General features: G+C 61.9%; 17 protein-coding genes. 3 read left to right on the top strand and 14 right to left on the bottom strand.

The genetic code is table 11. The annotated features are described in order from the left end of the window. Nucleotides 1–310: 310 nt before the first annotated feature. From hpaI to M0D64_RS03135, 7 genes are all read right to left on the bottom strand, one after another. Nucleotides 311–1114 carry a 4-hydroxy-2-oxoheptanedioate aldolase gene (gene hpaI, locus M0D64_RS03165; protein ID WP_266256581.1) on the bottom strand — a complete coding sequence of 268 codons (804 nt, stop codon included), beginning with the start codon at nt 1112–1114 and terminating at the stop codon, nt 311–313. A gap of 20 nt (nt 1115–1134) precedes the next feature. Continuing rightward, nucleotides 1135–1938, bottom strand: coding sequence for a 2-oxo-hept-4-ene-1,7-dioate hydratase (gene hpaH, locus M0D64_RS03160; RefSeq protein WP_266256580.1), 804 nt, complete (start codon nt 1936–1938; stop codon nt 1135–1137). A gap of 76 nt (nt 1939–2014) precedes the next feature. Beyond that, nucleotides 2015–2413, bottom strand: coding sequence for a 5-carboxymethyl-2-hydroxymuconate Delta-isomerase (locus M0D64_RS03155; protein WP_266256579.1), 399 nt, complete (start codon nt 2411–2413; stop codon nt 2015–2017). Nucleotides 2414–2434: 21 nt separating this feature from the next. Further along, on the bottom strand, nt 2435–3298 hold the full coding sequence (gene hpaD / locus M0D64_RS03150; RefSeq protein WP_266256578.1) for a 3,4-dihydroxyphenylacetate 2,3-dioxygenase: 864 nt from the start codon (nt 3296–3298) through the stop codon (nt 2435–2437). Between the two features lie 61 nt (nt 3299–3359). Further along, the gene (gene hpaE, locus M0D64_RS03145; protein WP_266256577.1) at nt 3360–4817 is read right to left on the bottom strand and encodes a 5-carboxymethyl-2-hydroxymuconate semialdehyde dehydrogenase; all 1458 of its coding nucleotides are present in this window, start codon (nt 4815–4817) and stop codon (nt 3360–3362) included. A 127-nt stretch (nt 4818–4944) separates the two neighbouring features. Next, a complete protein-coding gene (locus M0D64_RS03140; protein WP_266256576.1) occupies nt 4945–5703 on the bottom strand; it encodes a fumarylacetoacetate hydrolase family protein in 759 nt (252 codons plus the stop codon). Further along, the gene (locus M0D64_RS03135) at nt 5700–6473 is read right to left on the bottom strand and encodes a fumarylacetoacetate hydrolase family protein (protein WP_266256575.1); all 774 of its coding nucleotides are present in this window, start codon (nt 6471–6473) and stop codon (nt 5700–5702) included. Before M0D64_RS03135 ends, M0D64_RS03140 begins: the two co-directional genes overlap by 4 nt. 177 nt (nt 6474–6650) lie before the next feature. Between M0D64_RS03135 and hpaR the strand changes: the two genes are divergently transcribed. After that, on the top strand, nt 6651–7058 hold the full coding sequence (gene hpaR / locus M0D64_RS03130) for a homoprotocatechuate degradation operon regulator HpaR (RefSeq protein WP_169488206.1): 408 nt from the start codon (nt 6651–6653) through the stop codon (nt 7056–7058). A gap of 166 nt (nt 7059–7224) precedes the next feature. On the opposite strand, the gene M0D64_RS03125 is transcribed toward hpaR, so the two are convergent. From M0D64_RS03125 to M0D64_RS03115, 3 genes are all read right to left on the bottom strand, one after another. Continuing rightward, the gene (locus M0D64_RS03125) at nt 7225–8361 is read right to left on the bottom strand and encodes a DSD1 family PLP-dependent enzyme (protein WP_266256574.1); all 1137 of its coding nucleotides are present in this window, start codon (nt 8359–8361) and stop codon (nt 7225–7227) included. A 4-nt stretch (nt 8362–8365) separates the two neighbouring features. Beyond that, a complete protein-coding gene (locus tag M0D64_RS03120) occupies nt 8366–9043 on the bottom strand; it encodes an HAD family hydrolase (protein WP_266256573.1) in 678 nt (225 codons plus the stop codon). A 130-nt stretch (nt 9044–9173) separates the two neighbouring features. Beyond that, nucleotides 9174–10079: a LysR family transcriptional regulator gene (locus M0D64_RS03115; protein WP_266256572.1), complete on the bottom strand. Its 906-nt coding sequence runs from the start codon at nt 10077–10079 to the stop codon at nt 9174–9176. 209 nt (nt 10080–10288) lie between these two features. Here M0D64_RS03115 and M0D64_RS03110 point away from each other — a divergent pair, with 209 nt between their 5' ends. Beyond that, nucleotides 10289–11368 (top strand): hypothetical protein, encoded by a 1080-nt coding sequence (locus M0D64_RS03110; RefSeq protein ID WP_266256571.1) that lies wholly within the window; start codon nt 10289–10291, stop codon nt 11366–11368. Between the two features lie 171 nt (nt 11369–11539). Further along, complete coding sequence (locus tag M0D64_RS03105) at nt 11540–13063, top strand: CoA-acylating methylmalonate-semialdehyde dehydrogenase (RefSeq protein WP_266256570.1); 1524 nt, start codon at nt 11540–11542, stop codon at nt 13061–13063. 103 nt (nt 13064–13166) lie between these two features. Here M0D64_RS03105 and M0D64_RS03100 read toward each other — a convergent pair whose 3' ends face one another. The 4 genes from M0D64_RS03100 to M0D64_RS03085 form a co-directional block, all read right to left on the bottom strand. Continuing rightward, nucleotides 13167–14531 (bottom strand): glutamine synthetase family protein, encoded by a 1365-nt coding sequence (locus M0D64_RS03100; protein ID WP_266256569.1) that lies wholly within the window; start codon nt 14529–14531, stop codon nt 13167–13169. A 363-nt stretch (nt 14532–14894) separates the two neighbouring features. Beyond that, nucleotides 14895–16247 (bottom strand): MFS transporter, encoded by a 1353-nt coding sequence (locus tag M0D64_RS03095; RefSeq protein WP_266256568.1) that lies wholly within the window; start codon nt 16245–16247, stop codon nt 14895–14897. 52 nt (nt 16248–16299) lie between these two features. Then, entirely contained in the window at nt 16300–16863 is a 564-nt protein-coding gene (locus M0D64_RS03090; protein ID WP_266242473.1) for an isochorismatase family protein, read from the bottom strand. 16 nt (nt 16864–16879) lie between these two features. After that, nucleotides 16880–17347, bottom strand: a complete 468-nt coding sequence (locus M0D64_RS03085; protein ID WP_266242471.1) for a MarR family winged helix-turn-helix transcriptional regulator — start codon at nt 17345–17347, stop codon at nt 16880–16882. Between the last annotated feature and the right edge of the window lie 134 nt (nt 17348–17481).

The following is a 17481-nucleotide window of genomic DNA, read 5'->3' as shown; positions in this document are numbered from 1 at the left end:
CTTGATCTGGCTTTGGTGCCTTTCCTTGAATTGGTAGTGGTCTATTAGTGTTGCCCCTGTGCGGGGCGGCACCTACTTTTCTTTGCCGGCTGCAAAGAAAAGTAGGCAAAAGAAAGCAGCTCAAACCACTCCTGCTAAGCGGGCACCGTGGTCCGCTAGGGGTAGTGGTGCATCTGGAATCTGGGTTCGTGCACCTGCACGCGCCTGTGACAAGGGTGTCATTCTTCCGGCGGCGCTGCGCGCGCCGAAGAGTACTTCTGAAAACCGGTCGCTGCTGGTTTGTTTTCTGAAACCCATCGCGGCGGCTTTGTTAATAGCCGCCCTTCGTCGGTGTTGCCGTTGGTGCCGTCCTTTTATATGAGGCCGCCAGATCTGCTGCTGCCTTGCTTAGTAGGCCCGTGTCTGTGCCTACCGCCACAAACGTCGCGCCTGCTGCCAGGTACTCAGCGGCAATCCCCGCATCCGGCGCTAGCACGCCCGCCGCCTTGCCGGCGTCCCGCACCTTCCTGATGCCACTGCATATCGCCTCACGTACGCTCGCGTCGCCAGGCTTACCCAGCAAGCCCATCGATGCGCTCAGGTCGGCGGGGCCGAAAAATACGCCGTCAACGCCTTGCACGTTTGCGATTGCCGGTAGGTTTTCCATCCCCTGCACGGTTTCTACCTGGACGAGTACACACAACTCTTGTGCCGCCGCGGTCAAGTAGTCCGGTATCCGGTTCCAGCGCGATGCCCGCGCCAACGCGCTCCCCACGCCGCGTATGCCCTGCGGCGGGTAGCGCGTCGCCGCGACGGCTTCGGCGGCCTGGTCCTGCGTGTCGATCATCGGGAGCAGTAAGGTTTGGGCGCCTATGTCGAGCAATTGCTTGATCAATGCGCTGTCGCTTCGTACGGGACGTACCACCGGATGCGATGCGTAGGCAGCTACCGCCTGTAATTGCGCCAGCGTGCTGCGGACGTCGTTCGGTGCGTGCTCGTTGTCGATCAACAACCAATCGAAGCCGGCCGTGGCCAGCAACTCAGTCACGTACGCATCGGCAAGCGCCGCCCATAAGCCGAATTGCGGCTTGCCCTCTGCTAGCGCACGCTTGAATGTGTTTTGCGGTAAGGACATGTCGATTGACTCAAATGAGCTCAAATGAAATTCAAACCAATGCCGCCCAGCGGGCCATAGTCGACGTGGAAGGTGTCGCCCGCTCGTGCCGGGATCGGGCTCGTGAAGGAGCCGCTCAGAATTACGTCGTTCGCGTTCAGGACTTCGTCGTATGGGGCGATCTTGTTCGCGAGCCATGCAACACCGGTGGCGGGGTGGTTCAGTACCGCGGCGGCGAGGCCGCTTTCTTCCACGGCGCCGTTCTTGTAAAGCAATGCGCCAACCCAGCGGAGGTCGACGTCCAGCGGACGTACCGGTCGTCCGCCCAGTACGATGCCGGCATTCGCCGCGAAGTCCGAGATTGTGTCGTAGACCTTGCGCGGCGCCTTCGTCTCGCGGTCGAATTGTTCGATGCGGGCGTCGATAATCTCCACGGCCGGGGTCACGTAGGCCGTGGCGTCCAGAACATCGAAGAGCGTGACGCCAGGGCCCTTCAAGGGCTTGCTCAATACGAAGGCCAGTTCGACTTCCACGCGCGGCGCTATGAAGCGGTCGGCGCGGATGTCCTGGCCGCCTTCGATGAACATGCTGTCGAGCAACGGCGCGTAGTCGGGTTCGTCAATCTGTGACGAACGCTGCATCGCGCGTGACGTCAGGCCGATTTTGCGCCCCTTGATTACATGGCCTTCGGCCAGTTTGAGCTTTACCCACTCGCGTTGGATCGCGTAACCGTCCTGTACGGTCATGTCGGGATACTTCGCCGAGAAGTGGCGCAGTTGGGTGCGCGTTTTCTCGGCGTTGTCGAGTTGCGCCGCAAGCTCGCGGATTGTCTGTTCGTCTAGCATGATGGATTCTCTATGAGCGGCTGCCAGGCCCAGCTAGCGGGTGCGGATATTTGGCCGGAGCCGTCAAGCCCGGGTCTCAGGCCTTAAGCCGCGCGTGCAAATTGTTCTGTTTCCACGTGCCGGCTTCGCTGAATTCATTGATCTCCAGCGACAACGCCAGGCCGTGTTTTTCAAACTCTGCAGCGAAGTGCTGTTTGATCGCTTCAAACAGTGCGTCGCCGGTCGCCCTTTTTACGGCGTCCGAGCGGCCCGCGGCGATCTTCAGGTTCGCATGCAGGAAGGCGGCGTCGGGTCGGCCGTCGGCGATGCAGTACTGGTCGCAACGCAAGGCGCGCACGCGGATACCGCCGAGCGGAAAAACGCGTTGCTCGTTGTCGCGCTGCGCATCGAGGCGAGCCGCGAGCGAGGTGCAAAGCTGTCCGATGCTTGCTTCATCAGCAAGGTTGGCGCTGTATTCGAGTGTCAAATGGGGCACGGTAAGCTCCTTTCTCAGGACTCAAGCGGGCAGGGGCGTCACGGGGAAGATCGCATTGATCTGGCCAGTGCCCGAACTCCCGAAATACGGGGTGACGACTTCAACCTTGCCGTCGTAATGATCCCAACCCAGTGCGCCGAGCAGCATGGCGGTGTCGTGCATGCCGCCTTCGCCCCAGCACTTCTCGTTATAGAGCGGCAGCATCTCGCAGAAGGTCTTCCAGTCGCCGGCTTCCCACAACTCGACCACCCGGCGGTCCATCTGTTCGAGAAACGGGCTCCACACCTTGTGCATGAACTGCTCGGCTGTGCCGTTGTTGGCGAAGTGATGGCTCAACGAGCCGCTCGCCAGAATCGCCACGGTGCCGTCGTAACGCTCCTCGATGGCCTTGCGTACCGCGAGACCGAAGCGGGCGCTTGTTTCGAGGTCGTGCCACATGCACCAGCCGGCTACCGAAACGGTCTTGAAGTGCTGGTCGCTATTCATGTAGCGCATCGGCACCAGCGTGCCGTACTCGAGTTCGAGCGTGGTCTCGCTGTGGGCGCGGCTCTTCACGCCCATTTCGTTGGCGACTTCCGCGATCAGATCGCCGAGGCCGACATTGCCGGGATACGCGTACGGCATGTTCTTGATGAAATGCGGCAGTTCGTTGCTCGTATAGATGCCCTCGAACTTCGGCGCGCAATTGATGTGGTATTCGCTGTTCACCAACCAATGCACGTCGAAGACGACGATCGTATCCACACCCAATTCGCGGCAGCGCCGGCCGATTTCATGGTGGCCGTCGATTGCCGGCTGACGGCAGCCCTTATGCGGACCGTCGAGTTCGGATAGATATAACGACGGGACGTGAGTGACTTTTGCTGCCAACGCGAGTTTGCCCATCGCGGTCTCCTGTTCTGTGTGGCGCGAAGCGTGATGCCCTCGCGCACAAATGACCCGCGTTTCAGACACCCCAGCGCGGAATGTGATGGGAGCCGAGCGATACGCACACGTTTTTCGGTTCGAGGAACACTTCATAGCTCCACGTACCGCCTTCGCGGCCCACGCCCGATGCCTTGGTGCCGCCGAATGGCTGGCGCAGATCGCGCACGTTCTGGCTGTTCACGAAGCACATGCCGGCTTCCACAGCCGCGGCGACGCGGAGCGCGCGGCCGGTGCTCTCGGTCCAGATGTAGCTCGACAGGCCGTAGGAGATGTCGTTGGCGAGTTTGATTGCGTCGGCTTCGTCGTCGAACGGAATCAGGCAGGCGACCGGGCCGAAGATTTCTTCCTGCGCGATTCGCATGCGGTTGTCGACGTCGACGAATACCGTCGGCTGCACGAAGTTGCCTTTGCGCATGGATTCGGGCAAGTCGGGCGCATCGAGTCCGCCGCACGCGAGCGTGGCGCCTTCCTTCGGACCCAGTTCGATGTAGCTGCGCACCTTGGCCAGATGCCCCTGGCTGATCATCGGGCCGACGATCGTGCTGTCGGCCAGCGGATCGCCCACCGTCAAACGTTTTGCGCGTTCGATGAAACGCTCGGCAAAGCGAGCATAAATCGAGCGCTGCACCAGAATGCGCGAACCCGCCGTGCAGCGTTCGCCGTTGTTCGAGAAGATCATGAACACGGCGGCATCGAGCGCGCGTTCGAAATCGGCGTCGTCGAAAATCACGAAGGGTGACTTGCCGCCCAGTTCCATCGAAAACTTCTTCAGGCCGGCCGTTTGCACGATGCGGTTGCCGGTTGCCGTCGATCCGGTGAACGACACCGCGTGCACATCCGGGTGCGCCACCAGCGGCTCGCCCGTGTCCTTGCCGAAGCCGTGCACGACGTTCAGCACGCCGGCAGGAATACCGGCTTCGAGCGCGAGATTGCCGAGCATCGAGGCGGTGAGCGGCGACAGTTCGCTCATCTTCAACACGGCGGTATTGCCGAACGCGAGACAGGGCGCGACTTTCCACGTTGCCGTCATGAACGGCACGTTCCACGGCGAAATCAGTGCGCAGACGCCGACCGGATGGAACAGCGTGTAGTTCAGATGCGTATCGGTGGGATACGTGTGGCCGTCGACGCGTGTGCACATCTCCGCGAAATAGCTGAAGTTGTCGGCGGCGCGCGGCACGAGCTGCTTGCGCGTCTGCGAGATCGTTTGACCGGTGTCCTTCGTCTCGGTCTCGGAGATGTCCGGCACGTTCTTCGCGATCAACTCGCCGAGCTTGCGGATGATTTTTGCGCGTTCCGCTGCGGGCTTCCCGGCCCATGAAGGAAACGCCTCTTTGGCCGCGCGCACGGCGGCGTCGACTTTTTCCGCTCCGCCACGCGCCACTTCCGCGAGCACCTCTTGCGTCGTCGGATTGACGGTCTCGAAGTAGTCTTTCGCGGCGCTCGATTTGCCGTTGATCAGATGTTCGATTCGCATTGCCTTGTCCTTTTTCTCTCGTGTCGATCGGAGTTAGTGCTTCAGCTGTCGACCAGAGTTCGCGCTTTAGCGCGTTACTCTGGTCCGATGCAAAGCTCTTACTCCGATCCCATGCAAAGCCTGTCAATCAGGCGCGGCCAAAGTCCGCGTCGGATGCAATCGTATTGACGAGACGGCCAAGGCCGTCGATTTCGCAGACCACTTGGTCGCCCGCATTGACGTTGACGATGCCTTCCGGCGTGCCGGTCAGAATCACGTCGCCGGGTGCGAGGGTCATGAAGCTGCTCAGGTATTCGATCAACGCTGGGATACCGGTGACGAGATCGCGCGTGTTGCCGTGTTGCTGCCGCGTGCCGTTCACGAAGGTGCGCAATTCGAGTTGCGTGACGTCTTCAACATCGGCGGCATCGACGAACCAGGGGCCGAGCACCGTGCCGCCGTCGCGATTCTTCACGCGCAGGTTGGGGCGGTAGTAGTTTTCCAGGTAGTCGCGGATCGCGTAGTCGTTGGCGATCATGTAGCCGGCCACATGCTGCATGGCGTCGTCGCGCTTGACGTTCTGCGCGGTTTGGCCGATGACCACCGCCAGCTCGCACTCGTAGTGCATGAAGGTGACGTCGCCGGGGCGGCGCGTGAAGCCGCGGTGACCGATGACCGCGCACGGACCCTTGAGAAAGACCAGCGGCTCTTCCTGCTTGTTGAACTGCAATTCCTTCGCGTGCTCCGCGTAGTTCAAGCCAAGCGCGAAGATCGTGCCGACCTCGATCGGCGCGAGCCAGACCACTTCATCCTCGCGACGCACGCGGCCGTCGGCGAGGCGCACGCCGTTGGCGTCCGGATAGGCTTCGTGAATCGCTCCTGCATACGCAACACGTCCGCGCATCATTGCTGTTCTCCATCTTGTTCTGCTGCACCGACAAACGACACCTCGAGCGGCGGCAATCCGCCAATCGATAGCGTGGCCGTGTCGCCGATATGGGCAACTGGCGAACCATGAGGCACGCCGAGCGTAATGACATCGCCGGCACTCAGTGTCATGAAATCGGTTACGTCCGCAAGCAATTGCGCCACGTTGCGTACCGACGACGCAGTATTCGCAGTGAAGACCTCGCGTCCTGGAAGCGAAACCGTGATCGCCAGATTGTCCGGCGCAGCAATATGACGCGCTGCAACCACCGCCGGTCCGATCACGCAAAAACCGTCACGCGCCCGGAACCGCACTGAAGGCCGGTACACGCTCGCATGCGGCACGCTCAGATCGGCGACCAGTGTGTAACCGGCGATGTAGTCGAACGCTTGATCCGCGCTAACGCGTGTTGTAGTGCGACCGATCACGATACCCAGCGAAGCGCCAACTTCCACGCCCAATGCATCGTCAGGCACGACGACTCGTGCGCGATGACCGGCGAACGTATTGCGCGGCTTCAGATAGAGAATCGGCGCTTTGGGCGGGGCTTTGTAGGGCGCGGTATGCACCGCCTCGCCCAATGCCTCCAAAGCGGCCCGGTCGTTCAGCAAGGTTCCATAAACTGCGCCGGAAACCGGCGCACGGCAGGCAATGCCGCGTGCGAGCAGCGCGGCAACGGTGTGCGCATCCACGTCGCGAGGCAGCGCGTCGCCTTCCGGATGCAGCAGGTGATCGGCAAGTGCAAACATAAATTAGCTGTCTCTCGGCAAAAATACTAACATGTTAGTAGTATTGCGCTTGATATCATCCACGGTCAATAGCCTGTCGGCCGATCGCGGGTTTTCCCTTAAGCTTCGACAGTTGCTTTTAACTTATCCGCCATGTCCGCATCCGCTTCTACCCGAGTTTTGCACCGCAACCTGCCGATGTTGTTGCTGCGCGCCAGAGAAAAAATGATGGAGCGTTTCCGGCCGTTGATTACCGCACACGGACTGACCGAGCAGCAATGGCGCGTGATTCGCGCGCTCAATGAGCACGGGCCGATGGAGCCGCGTCACATCTCCGATATCTGCACGATTTCGAGCCCGAGCATGGCGGGTGTGCTCGCGCGCATGGAGAGCATGGAACTGGTGACCAAGGAGCGTTTCGCGGAAGACCAGCGCCGCGTGCTGGTGTCGCTCACCGATACGAGCGTGGACCTGGTGCGCGTGATCTCGAAGGATCTCGAGGCGCACTATCGCGAGCTGGAGCGCAAGGTCGGGCCGGAAATCGTCGAGCGCGTGTATCGCGCGGTCGACGATCTGCTTGCCGGCCTCGAAGAAGAGGATGAGTGAAGCGGAGGCTCAATCGCCCTGGTCGGGCGCCGAGGGGTTTGTGGCAGCGTTCTCTCTCAACCCGCGAAGCCATGGAATCTGGCTTTTGTCGTGCATGCCGAGCTTTTTGTAAGCGCAGCGCAGATAGTCGCGCACGGTGGCACCGTGCCGCGGTTTGACCCGCTCCTCACCACCCTTGAAAGCGCCGCCACTCGACGCTGTCGCCATTCGCCGACACTGCGTGATACTCGGGGAACTGTGCGCCGGTCGCGCATGCATGATTCGGCAGGATGCGCAGCTTCATCCCGATCGGAAAGCGCTGCGCGATGTCGTCGGCATGCGCGCCTTCTTCCGATGACGACAGAATCCCATGCTCCTGATTGGCGCCGCTCACCACATAACCGCCAAGCGGTGTTCCGTTCAGCAGACAGGGCTGGCCGTAGCCAAAATCGTGCGACTGCTTCGAGGTGCCACGATCCCGGCTCATCGCCATCCAGCCGGCGTCGAGAATCGCCCAGCCTTTATCCTCCTGATGCCCGATTACGGTGGCGAGCACGCTGAGCGCGATATCTTCAAGCGCGCACACGCCTACGTTGTGCATCACCAGATCGAAGAAAACGTAGACCCCGGCTCGCACTTCGGTTACGCCATCCAGTTGCCCGGCGGCCAGCGCCGTGGGCGTCGACCCGACGCTGACGGCTGGGCACGGAATGCCTGCGTCGCGCAGCCGTTGGGCCGCGCGCACGCAGCCGGCGCGTTCCTGCTCCGCCAGCGCGGCGAGCGCCTCCGGCGTATGAAGCTCGTAGCTGGAACCCGCGTGGGTCATCACGCCGCCCACCTTGACGCCGTTCTCATGCAGAATCCGACCGACTTCGAGCAGCGTGTCCTGTTCCGGCGTGATCCCCGAGCGGTGACCATCCGTGTCCACCTCGATCCATACGTCGAAGGATTCGCCGTGCTGGTCCGCGAATGCGGCGATGGCCGAGGCGGCGGTCGGATTGTCGACCACCAGTTTCAGATCGCAACCCTGGCGGCGCAGCGCCAGTGCTCGCGGCAGCTTTGAAGGCGCAATGCTGACCGCGTAGAGAATATCGCTGACGCCGGCCGCGAAGAAGGCCTCCGCCTCTTTGAGGGTCGAGACCGTGATGCCGCGCGCACCGGCGGCGATCTGTGCACGGACCACGTCGACGCATTTGGTGGTCTTGACGTGCGGACGGAATGCGACCCCCAGTGTGTTCATATGTCCCTGCATTCTCGCGATGTTCTTCTGCATCCGGGGGATGTCGATCAGCGCGGCAGGGGTGTCGATGTGCTCGAGTTTCATGGTTTCACCGGGGAATGGAGTGGCTTTCGGTCTGGCCGAACCGGCTGAGCCATGGGATCAGCGAGTCGAGCGTGGGCGCTTCGATGTCGGGCGGCTGTGCTCCCGCCACCAGCGGCAGACCTACGCGGTTGTGCCAGTATGTCCTCAACCCGACCGCGGCTGTGCCGAACATGTCGTAGCTGGAACCGGCCACGAACGCGGCCTCATGGGCACCCACGCCAAGTTTGCCGAGCGCGAGCCGGTAAGGCAATGGGTCCGGCTTGTACATGCCGGCTTCTTCAGCGGTGACGATAGCGTCCCAGTGGATCGGGAAAAGCCCGGCAGCCTGCGTGCCGAGGCGGATGGAGCAGTTGGTGACGATCGCCAGTTTGCAATGCGGGCTGAGCGCCTGCAAGGCGTCGAGAGCGCCACTCCAGGGGGCAAGTTTCAGCCAGTCGGTTTCGAGCGCGAGCGCGGCGGATTCGGGCAATCCAACTTCAGCCGCCGCCTCGCGCACCAATTGTTCGTACGCAACGTAGCGGCCGCAGCCGTAGGTCAGGCGCAAATAGGCGGCGCGCCACGCACGGCCTAGCTGTTCGGAGCCCGCGGCGTGATTCCATGACGTCCACGAATCGAGCAGGGCGGTCAGGAGGTCGAAGAGGACGGCCTTGGGGTAGGCGGTCGGAGTCGATACGGAGGTCATGATTTAACCGGCGAGGAACGGTGAGCCGATTATAAAGTTTCATTGCTCGCGTGGAGTTCAGCCAAGGTAACTCTAAAATTCAGTTTGAATGAATCTGTCATTAGCGGCGTGATTCGCCACGTTTCGCGCGTTATCTTCTCCACGGCGGCTGCGGCCTGAATCTACCTTGCAGGTACTGCATGAAATGCCGCGTGCGAGCGGGCATTCCCGTTCGCTGATGCGTGAGCGCGATCACGTCGGCGTCCGGTGCCTTCCAGCCTTGCAGCAACCGTACGAGTCTTCCCCTCGCGATGTCCTCGGCCACGTCCCATTCGGAGCGCAGGATCACGCCGCGGCCTTCGCAAGCCCACTGGCGGATCACGTCGCCGTCGTTGCAACTCAAATGCGGAGAAACGCGCACGCTGCGGCGCGTGCGGCCCTTGCTGAACTGCCACAGCGAGACGTCCTCGTTGTTCTCGCGCAGCACGATGCACGGCAGCTTGCTCAACGCTTCCGGTGACTCCGGCTGACCAATACGTTTGAGCAGCGCAGGCGCGGCGCACACGAAGCGCGCATTCGGCGCAATCGCATAACCGACCAGATTCGATACCGGCAAGTCGCCGATATGCACGACGATGTCGAAGCGGTCCATCGTTTCGGTCAATGGCTGGTCGGACAGTGTGAGCGCCACGTCGATATCCGGGTTCTGCTGCTGGAAGTCGGCGATGGCGGGCGCCAGGTGGCGGCGGCCGAATCCCAGCGGCGCATTGATTTTCAGCGTGCCGATCAGACCGCCCCGGCGTGTGTGCAGGTCTTCGAACAGCGAATCGAACTGCTGGACCAGTTCGGCGCCGCGTTCGCACAGGAGCATGCCTTCTTCCGTGAACTGCAAACGGCGCGCCGTGCGGTTCACCAACTGCGTGTTCAGTTTCTTTTCGAGCTGCTGCAGGCGCTGGGTCACCGCCGAGGGCGACAGCCCCAGTCTTCGCGCCGCGGCGATCAGGCTGCCACTTTCGCGGATGGTCAGCAGAAACCGGATATCGGCCGAGTCGTTCATAGCGGCAACTTTTGAATTCGGGAGTCTGGCAGCTTAAAGCGTTTGGATGCGCTGTTCCAGTGCGTCACAAGACGTTCTTGCAAGGTAGACTGATACCTCCGTAACGAAGTCGACAGCTTGACTCGCTAAAGTGGGCGATTGAGCGAGATGGGGCAGGCAGCACCTGCCGTCCGTCGAATCGTTACTACTTCCATTTGAAGAGAAGTCCCATGCCGTTGTCACAAGGACCGAGTCCTGGCGTCGCCGCGCAACAAAGTGCCCCGAAACAGGGAGTATTTCTGCACACGGGCTGGCGCAGCGCAGGAACGTGGGTCTGGTCGCGTCTGCGCGTACTTGATTCCGTGACTGGATTCTATGAGCCGTTCAGCAACGTACTCGCCGATCTGAGCCTCGCCGACGTTTCCGCGTCCCGTCCTACGTTGACCTCTGGACACCCGCCGCTCGCCGCGCCGTATTTCGAAGAATACCGGCCGTTTCTTCAGGAGGGCGCGCGCGGCGTAGCCGGATACAGGAAGCGCTTCGGCACCGATCGCTTTGCACCTGCACCCGACACGGAATTCCCCGCCTTGCAGGCCTATCTGGCCAACCTGTGCGAACGCACCGCCGAGCATGGCAGCGTACCCGTCTTCAAGTTTTGCCGTTCGTCGGGCCGGCTGCCGTGGCTCAAGCAAGCCTTCCCGCAGGTCATGCATGCAGCCGTGTTGCGAAATCCCGCATCGCAGTTCGCCTCGGGGTGGCTGCTTAATCAGCAATGGAGCAATCCGTTTTTCGTGGCCGCACCGTTTCGCGTGCTGGGCCTGAACCAGACGGAGCCCTTGGTCCGGCAGGCCATCGAAATCTGCGGCGTGAGCTTGCCGCCTGCCGTGCCCACTTCGGATGACGCTTACGCCATGGCGTGCGAGCAATACGCGCGCACGGCGGAAGGCAATAACGCGTATCGAGCCTTCGTTGCGCTATGGATTCTCTGTGCGTTGCGTATGGCCGACGGCGTTGATCTGATGATCGACGTCGACCGGCTGGGGCAGTCGCGTGACTATGCGGCCGGATTGCGCGCCGGGTTCGAGGCGCAGACCGGCCTGTCACCCGACTTCAGCAGCGCGCGCGATCTGGTCGAGGAAACGCGTCGCAGCGCGGCGCGCATGGCCGGGATCGACGGCCGGTCGATGCGAGCCGTTCATTCCGCGGCGCTGAAATTCCTCAAGGCGCAGAACGGCGCGGACGCAGACTTTATCGAGCTCGTCCGCGAGAAGATGGTGCTGGCCAATGAATTGACCGAGCAATGGCGCTAAGTTGGGCGTCTTTGCCTGACGTTGCGCCGGCCCCACCGGCCAATACAGTTGCCTCGTGAAAAACAATACAGTGAGGCGCGGTTTTATTGTGCTGTATCGGGAATATGACCGGCGCCGTCGATACAGTTGGCGGGTCAACCCTTGCGGCCTATCCCGTACACGAGGAACGAAATGAATGCAGTGAACGAACAAGCGAAGTTGTCGGTGCAGCAGTTGGGGCATTACATCAGCGGTGCACCGGCTGCATCGACCAGCGGCCGCTTCAAGGACGTGTTCAATCCCGCCACCGGCCAGGTGACCGGCTCGGTCGCTTTGGCATCGGTTGAGGAAGTGGGCGCGGCGGTGAAGGCCGCCAAGACTGCCTTTCCCGCCTGGAGCGAAACCGCGCCGATCAAGCGTGCCCGCATTCTGTTCAAGTTCAAGGAGCTGCTGAACAAACACCACGACGAACTGGCGATGCTGATCACCCGCGAACACGGCAAGGTGTTCACGGACGCGCAAGGCGAGGTGGTGCGCGGCATCGAAGTGGTCGAGTTTGCTTGCGGCATTCCGAATCTGCTGAAGACCGATTTCACCGACCAGATCGGCGGCGGCATCGACAACTGGAATCTGCGTCAGGCACTGGGCGTAGTGGCGGGGATCACACCGTTCAATTTCCCGGTGATGGTGCCGATGTGGATGTTCCCGGTTGCGCTTGCCTGCGGCAACACGTTCGTGCTGAAGCCGTCGGAGCGTGACCCGTCGGCGTCGTTGCGCATTGCCGAACTGCTGAAGGAAGCCGGTTTGCCTGATGGCGTGTTCAACGTCGTGAACGGCGACAAGGTGGCCGTGGATGCGTTGATCGAACACCCGGACGTCGCGGCGCTGTCGTTTGTCGGGTCCACGCCGATCGCCGAATATATCTATACGGAAGCATCGAAGCGCGGCAAGCGCGTGCAGGCGCTCGGCGGCGCGAAGAATCATCTGGTGGTGATGCCGGACGCCGATCTGGACCAGGCGGTGGACGCCTTGATCGGCGCCGCGTACGGTTCGGCAGGCGAGCGCTGCATGGCGATCTCGGTCGCGGTGGCGGTGGGCAATGTCGCCGATGAACTGATCGAGCGCCTGGTGCCGCGCGTGAAGTCGCTGGTGATCAAGAACGGCGAGAACCTCGACGCTGAAATGGGCCCGTTGGTTACAGCCGAACATAAGGCCAAGGTGGCCGGCTATATCGACTCGGGTGTGGCGGAAGGCGCGAAGCTGATCGTCGATGGCCGCGCGCATCCGGTCACGAACGCAGACGGTTTCTTCATCGGCGGGACGCTGTTCGACCAGGTCGGTACCGAGATGAAGATCTACAAGGAAGAGATCTTCGGCCCGGTGCTGGCGGTGGTGCGCGTGCCCGATTTCGCGAGCGCGGTCGAGTTGATCAATGCGCACGAGTTTGGCAACGGCGTGTCGCTCTTTACGTCGGATGGTGGTGTGGCGCGCGCGTTTGGCCGGCAGATTCAGGTGGGCATGGTCGGCATCAATGTGCCGATTCCGGTGCCGATGGCATGGCACTCGTTCGGCGGCTGGAAGCGTTCGCTGTTTGGCGATCACCATGCATATGGCGAAGAAGGCGTGCGTTTCTACACGCGCTATAAGAGCATCATGCAGCGCTGGCCGGATAGCATCGCGAAGGGTGCCGAGTTCACGATGCCGGTGGCGAAGTAAGCAATAGAGCAGTATTGCCGTAGTTAAAAAGCCGCGCCTGATTTTTCAGGCGCGGCTTTTTTAATGAATCAGCAGCGTGCAGGCGACACGCAGTGACAAGCAATCAAGCCTGGTTCAGATACCAGCGCCAGTCCTGTTCACCGACTTCGCCCATGAACTGCCGGTACTCGGCGCGCTTGATCGCCAGGAACACCTTAAGGAATTTTGCGCCAAATACGTCCCTCGCCCAGTCTGACTGTTCGAGCGCGTTTAAGGCGCTCAACCAGTCGGTGGGCAGCAGTGTGGTGGCTTGCGCATAACCGTTGCCTTCGATCGGCGCGCCCGGGTCAAGGCGTTCGCGAATGCCGTGGTGTGAGGCCGCGAGAATAGCCGCGGCAGCGAGATACGGATTCGCATCGGCGCCGCACACGCGATGTTCGACGTGCCGGCTCGGCGCCGGACCGCCCGGCACGCGCAGGCTGACTGTGCGGTTGTCGACGCCCCATGTCGGCGTGCACGGCGCGTAGCTGTTTGCCTGGAAGCGGCGATACGAGTTCGCGTTCGGGCAGAACATCAGCATCGAATCGAGCAGACCGTGCAACATGCCGCCCACGGCCTGGCGCAGCAGTGGCGTGCCGGCTTTGTCTTCTGAGGCGAACAGGTTGTCGCCGGCTTCATTGGCGAGGCTCACGTGCATGTGCATGCCGGAACCTGCGATGTCGGCGAACGGCTTCGCCATGAAACATGCGCTCATGCCGTGCGCGTTCGCGACCCCTTTGACGATGCGCTTGTAGCGCACGGCATGATCCATCGCTTCGACCGCGGGGCCGTGTTCGAGTGTGATCTCCACCTGGCCCGGTGCGTATTCGGAAATCGCAGTGCGTACCGGAATGTTCTGTTCGCGGCAGGCATCGTAGAGATCCTTCAGGAACGGTTCGATCTGTTCGAGTTCGCGCAGGCCATACACCTGGGTTGTTCGCGGACGGCGGCCGTCGGTATCGAGCGCGGGTTGCGGACGACCCTGTGCGTCGAGTTTTGCATCCAGCAGATAGAACTCGAGTTCGCACGCCATCACCGGAAAGAAACCCTCCGCTTGCAGATCGTCGACGATGCGCGCAAGCAATTGCCGTGGATCGGCGACGCTGGCGGGCAGGCCTTCTTCGGGGTGCATCTGAACCTGCACGGCGGCGGTGGGCATCTTGCGCCACGGCAGACGCACGAGGCTACCCGGCAGCGGATAGGCGCGGCAGTCAATATCGCCCACGTCCCAGACGAGGCCGCTGTCTTCGGTGTCGTCGCCGTTGATGGTCAGATTCATGATCGCGCTCGGCAGCGGCCGTCCGCTGCGATACACGGCGAGTAGTTCTTCACGATGAAGCAGCTTGCCGCGCGGCACGCCGGCGGCGTCGACGATAAAGAGTTCGATCAGATCGATATCGGGATTCTGTTCGAGGAAACTTAGCGCTTCCTGTTCGTGGGCGAATTGCATGTCGGTTCTCTCTGCGCGTTGGTGCGTGCATCGTCCTCCGCATCAGGCGCGCGGAGTGACGAAAAAATCGGAAGAGCCGCGCGGATGGCGGCGCCGGATTCAGTTCAGGCGAGCGGATGCAGAGAGAACAACGGGGGCCGTGCGTGACGGCAATGCCAGATCGCCCAGAAAGCGAGAATTACGTTCAGCAGGGGATTGAGGCGCGCCGTGGCGAGGCGCGCGTGCGCGCACGCCGGATCGGCTTGGCAACTGCGGCTGGATGACCATGCGGCGGGCTTCATGATGCACACGAGTATAGCTGCGGGCCGGCCGCGTTGCTCGACGAAATAACGGGGCGCTTCGTTGCGCTTTGCGCAGCGGCCCTTAAACCCCAGCGGACGAATCCTCTTCCTCTTCCTCTTCCTCTTCGCTCAACACGGCATTCCGTACTGCCGTAACAGGACTGACATAAGGCGGCGCCTGGCGCGGGTCGTCAATGCTGTAGCGCAAACGCCCCGCCTCGACATACACGCGCAACTGGCGGTACCTCACCAGATACATCAAGCCGACGATCGCCGCGGCGAAGCCTGATGCAGCGCCGACGCCAAGCGCCCAACGCGGGCCGAAGTGGTCCGCGACCCAACCCACCACCGGCGCGCCGAGCGGCGTGCCGCCTAGCGCGATGGCCAGCAGGATCGCGATGACCCGGCCACGCATGGCCGGCTCGGTGGAGATTTGCACGAGGCTGTTCGTCGACGTGTTGAACGTCTGTGTCGCCACGCCAACCACGACGAGTGCCAGGCCGAACAATACGTAGTTCGGCATTAGCGCGGCAACCGTGCAGCCCACGCCGAAAACCGCCGCTGCGCCGAGCAGAAGAGCCATGCGAGGTTTCGCTCTGCGTGCGGCAAGCAGCGCTCCGGTTACCGAGCCGATTGCCATGGTCGAGCTCAGCACACCGTATTGACTCGCACCCGCATGAAAGGCGGTGACCGACATGGTCGAGATGAAGATCGGGAAGTTCAGCCCGAACGTACCGATCAGAAACATCATCAACAGCGCGGCTTTCAGATCGGGACGGGTCCACACATACTTGAAGCCTTCCACGAAGCTGCCGCGCGTGCGGGTCGCAGGTGGTTTCAGATTCAGTTCGCTGATGCGCAGCATGCGCAGCGAACCGAGCACGGCGACGAAGGAGAGCCCGTTGATCAGAAACACCCAGCCCGTGCCCACTGAGGCGATCAACAGCCCCGCGACGGCAGGCCCGATCATGCGCGCCGCGTTGAACGAGGTGGAGTTCAGCGCGACCGCGTTCGACAGATCGGCTTCTCTCACCAGATCGGAGACAAAGGTCTGACGCGCCGGTGAATCGAACGCGGTGACACAGCCGAGCAAGCCCGCGAACACGTAGACCTGCCATAACTGCACGAGGCCGGTCACGGTGAGAAGCCCAAGGCATAACGCCAACGTGCCCATCGCCCCCTGGGTGGCGAACAGCAGCTTGCGGCGATCGAAATGATCGGCCGCATAGCCGGTTAGGGGCAGCAGGAGCATTTGCGGCCCGAACTGCAGCGACATCACAATGCCCACGGAGGTTGCATTGTGATGCGTGAGTTCAGTGAGCACGAGCCAGTCTTGCGCGGTGCGTTGCATCCATGTCCCGACGTTGGAGACGATTGCGCCGCTGGCCCAGACCCGGTAGTTGAACGTGCGCAGTGAACGGAATGTGCCACTCACCGGGACATCCCCGCGTGGACGATTCGCACTGTGCAGCGGTTCAGACACATGATCATGCGCGCGATGTCTCGAGCAGATCGAGGACGTCCTGCGTCGAGCCGGTTTCGCCGAGGCGCGGGAAGATTCGCGTGATGCTGTTGGTGTGAGCGTCCAGGTTCATGTCCGTCATCGCGTCCACCGCGAACGTGACGTTGAAGCCGAGTTCCTGTGCGAAGCGCGCGGTGGACTCGACGCCGATGCTGGTGGCCACGCCGACCAGTACCACTTGCGTGACGCCTTGTTTGCGCAGATACGCTTCGAGGTCGGTGTTCGTGAACGCACCCCAGGTGCGCTTGGTCACCAGATGATCCGACGGCTGCTGATTCAGTTCGGGAACGAGGTCCGCAAAGCCGGCGGGAAAGTCACCGGCAGGACGCGACTGTTCCGCGCGGCCGGGCGCGCCGCCCGCCACGTTGACGAGCACGACCGGCAGACCGTGACGGCGAAATGCATCGATCAGACCAACCGAGCGCTTGACGACCTCACTGGTGGGGTGGGCGGTGGGCAGCGCGACGATGCCTTGCTGCAAATCGATGACGACCAATGCGGTCTTTGCGTCGAGCGTAGTGAGGGCCATGGTGTTTTCCTGAGAGTTACGAGTCGATGAGGCGTTTGAGCAAGTCGACGCCAATCGCGAGTTGTTTCTGTTCGGCGGCGGAGAAGCGGGTCCGGATGGTACGGAATAGCCAGTCTTCGCGTGCCGCGCGGCTCGCCTTGATTTTCTTGCGGAAGGCGGGCGTGAGGGAGAGAACGGTTTGCCGCCCGTCGTTCGGGTCTGGTGCGCCACTCACGAGCCCGGCCGCTTTCAGAACTGAAAGGGTCTCGCCCATGGATTGCGGCCGCATACCGAGGATGCGCGCGAGCGTGGTGACCGTTGCGGGACCTTCGCGTTCCAGCAGACTGAGAACCTGCACCTGCGACGGCGTGAAATCGCCCACATGGGCTTCTTCGCGCAACCGGCGGCGCAACTTGCCGACAAGTACGCGCAAATCTTCCGCCGTTGCATGCAACGCGTCGGGATCGGAGAAGGGTCGTGTGGGCTGAGTGTCGTTGCTGGACATACCGGCAGATGTGAAGGTTACCTTCGTAGGTTACCTTCGTATCTGCCGGGAGTCAAGTTGAGCGGATTGACAGCGGAATGCAAGGCGAGCCACGCATTCCGTGTTTGCCTTGAGTGATCGAGCTGACGCGTGAC

The sequence above is a fragment of the Paraburkholderia sp. WS6 genome (assembly GCF_030464835.1).
GTDB lineage: Bacteria > Pseudomonadota > Gammaproteobacteria > Burkholderiales > Burkholderiaceae > Paraburkholderia > Paraburkholderia madseniana.
The sequence above is the reverse complement of the archived record's forward strand: the minus strand, read 5'-3'. Positions and strand labels throughout refer to the sequence as shown.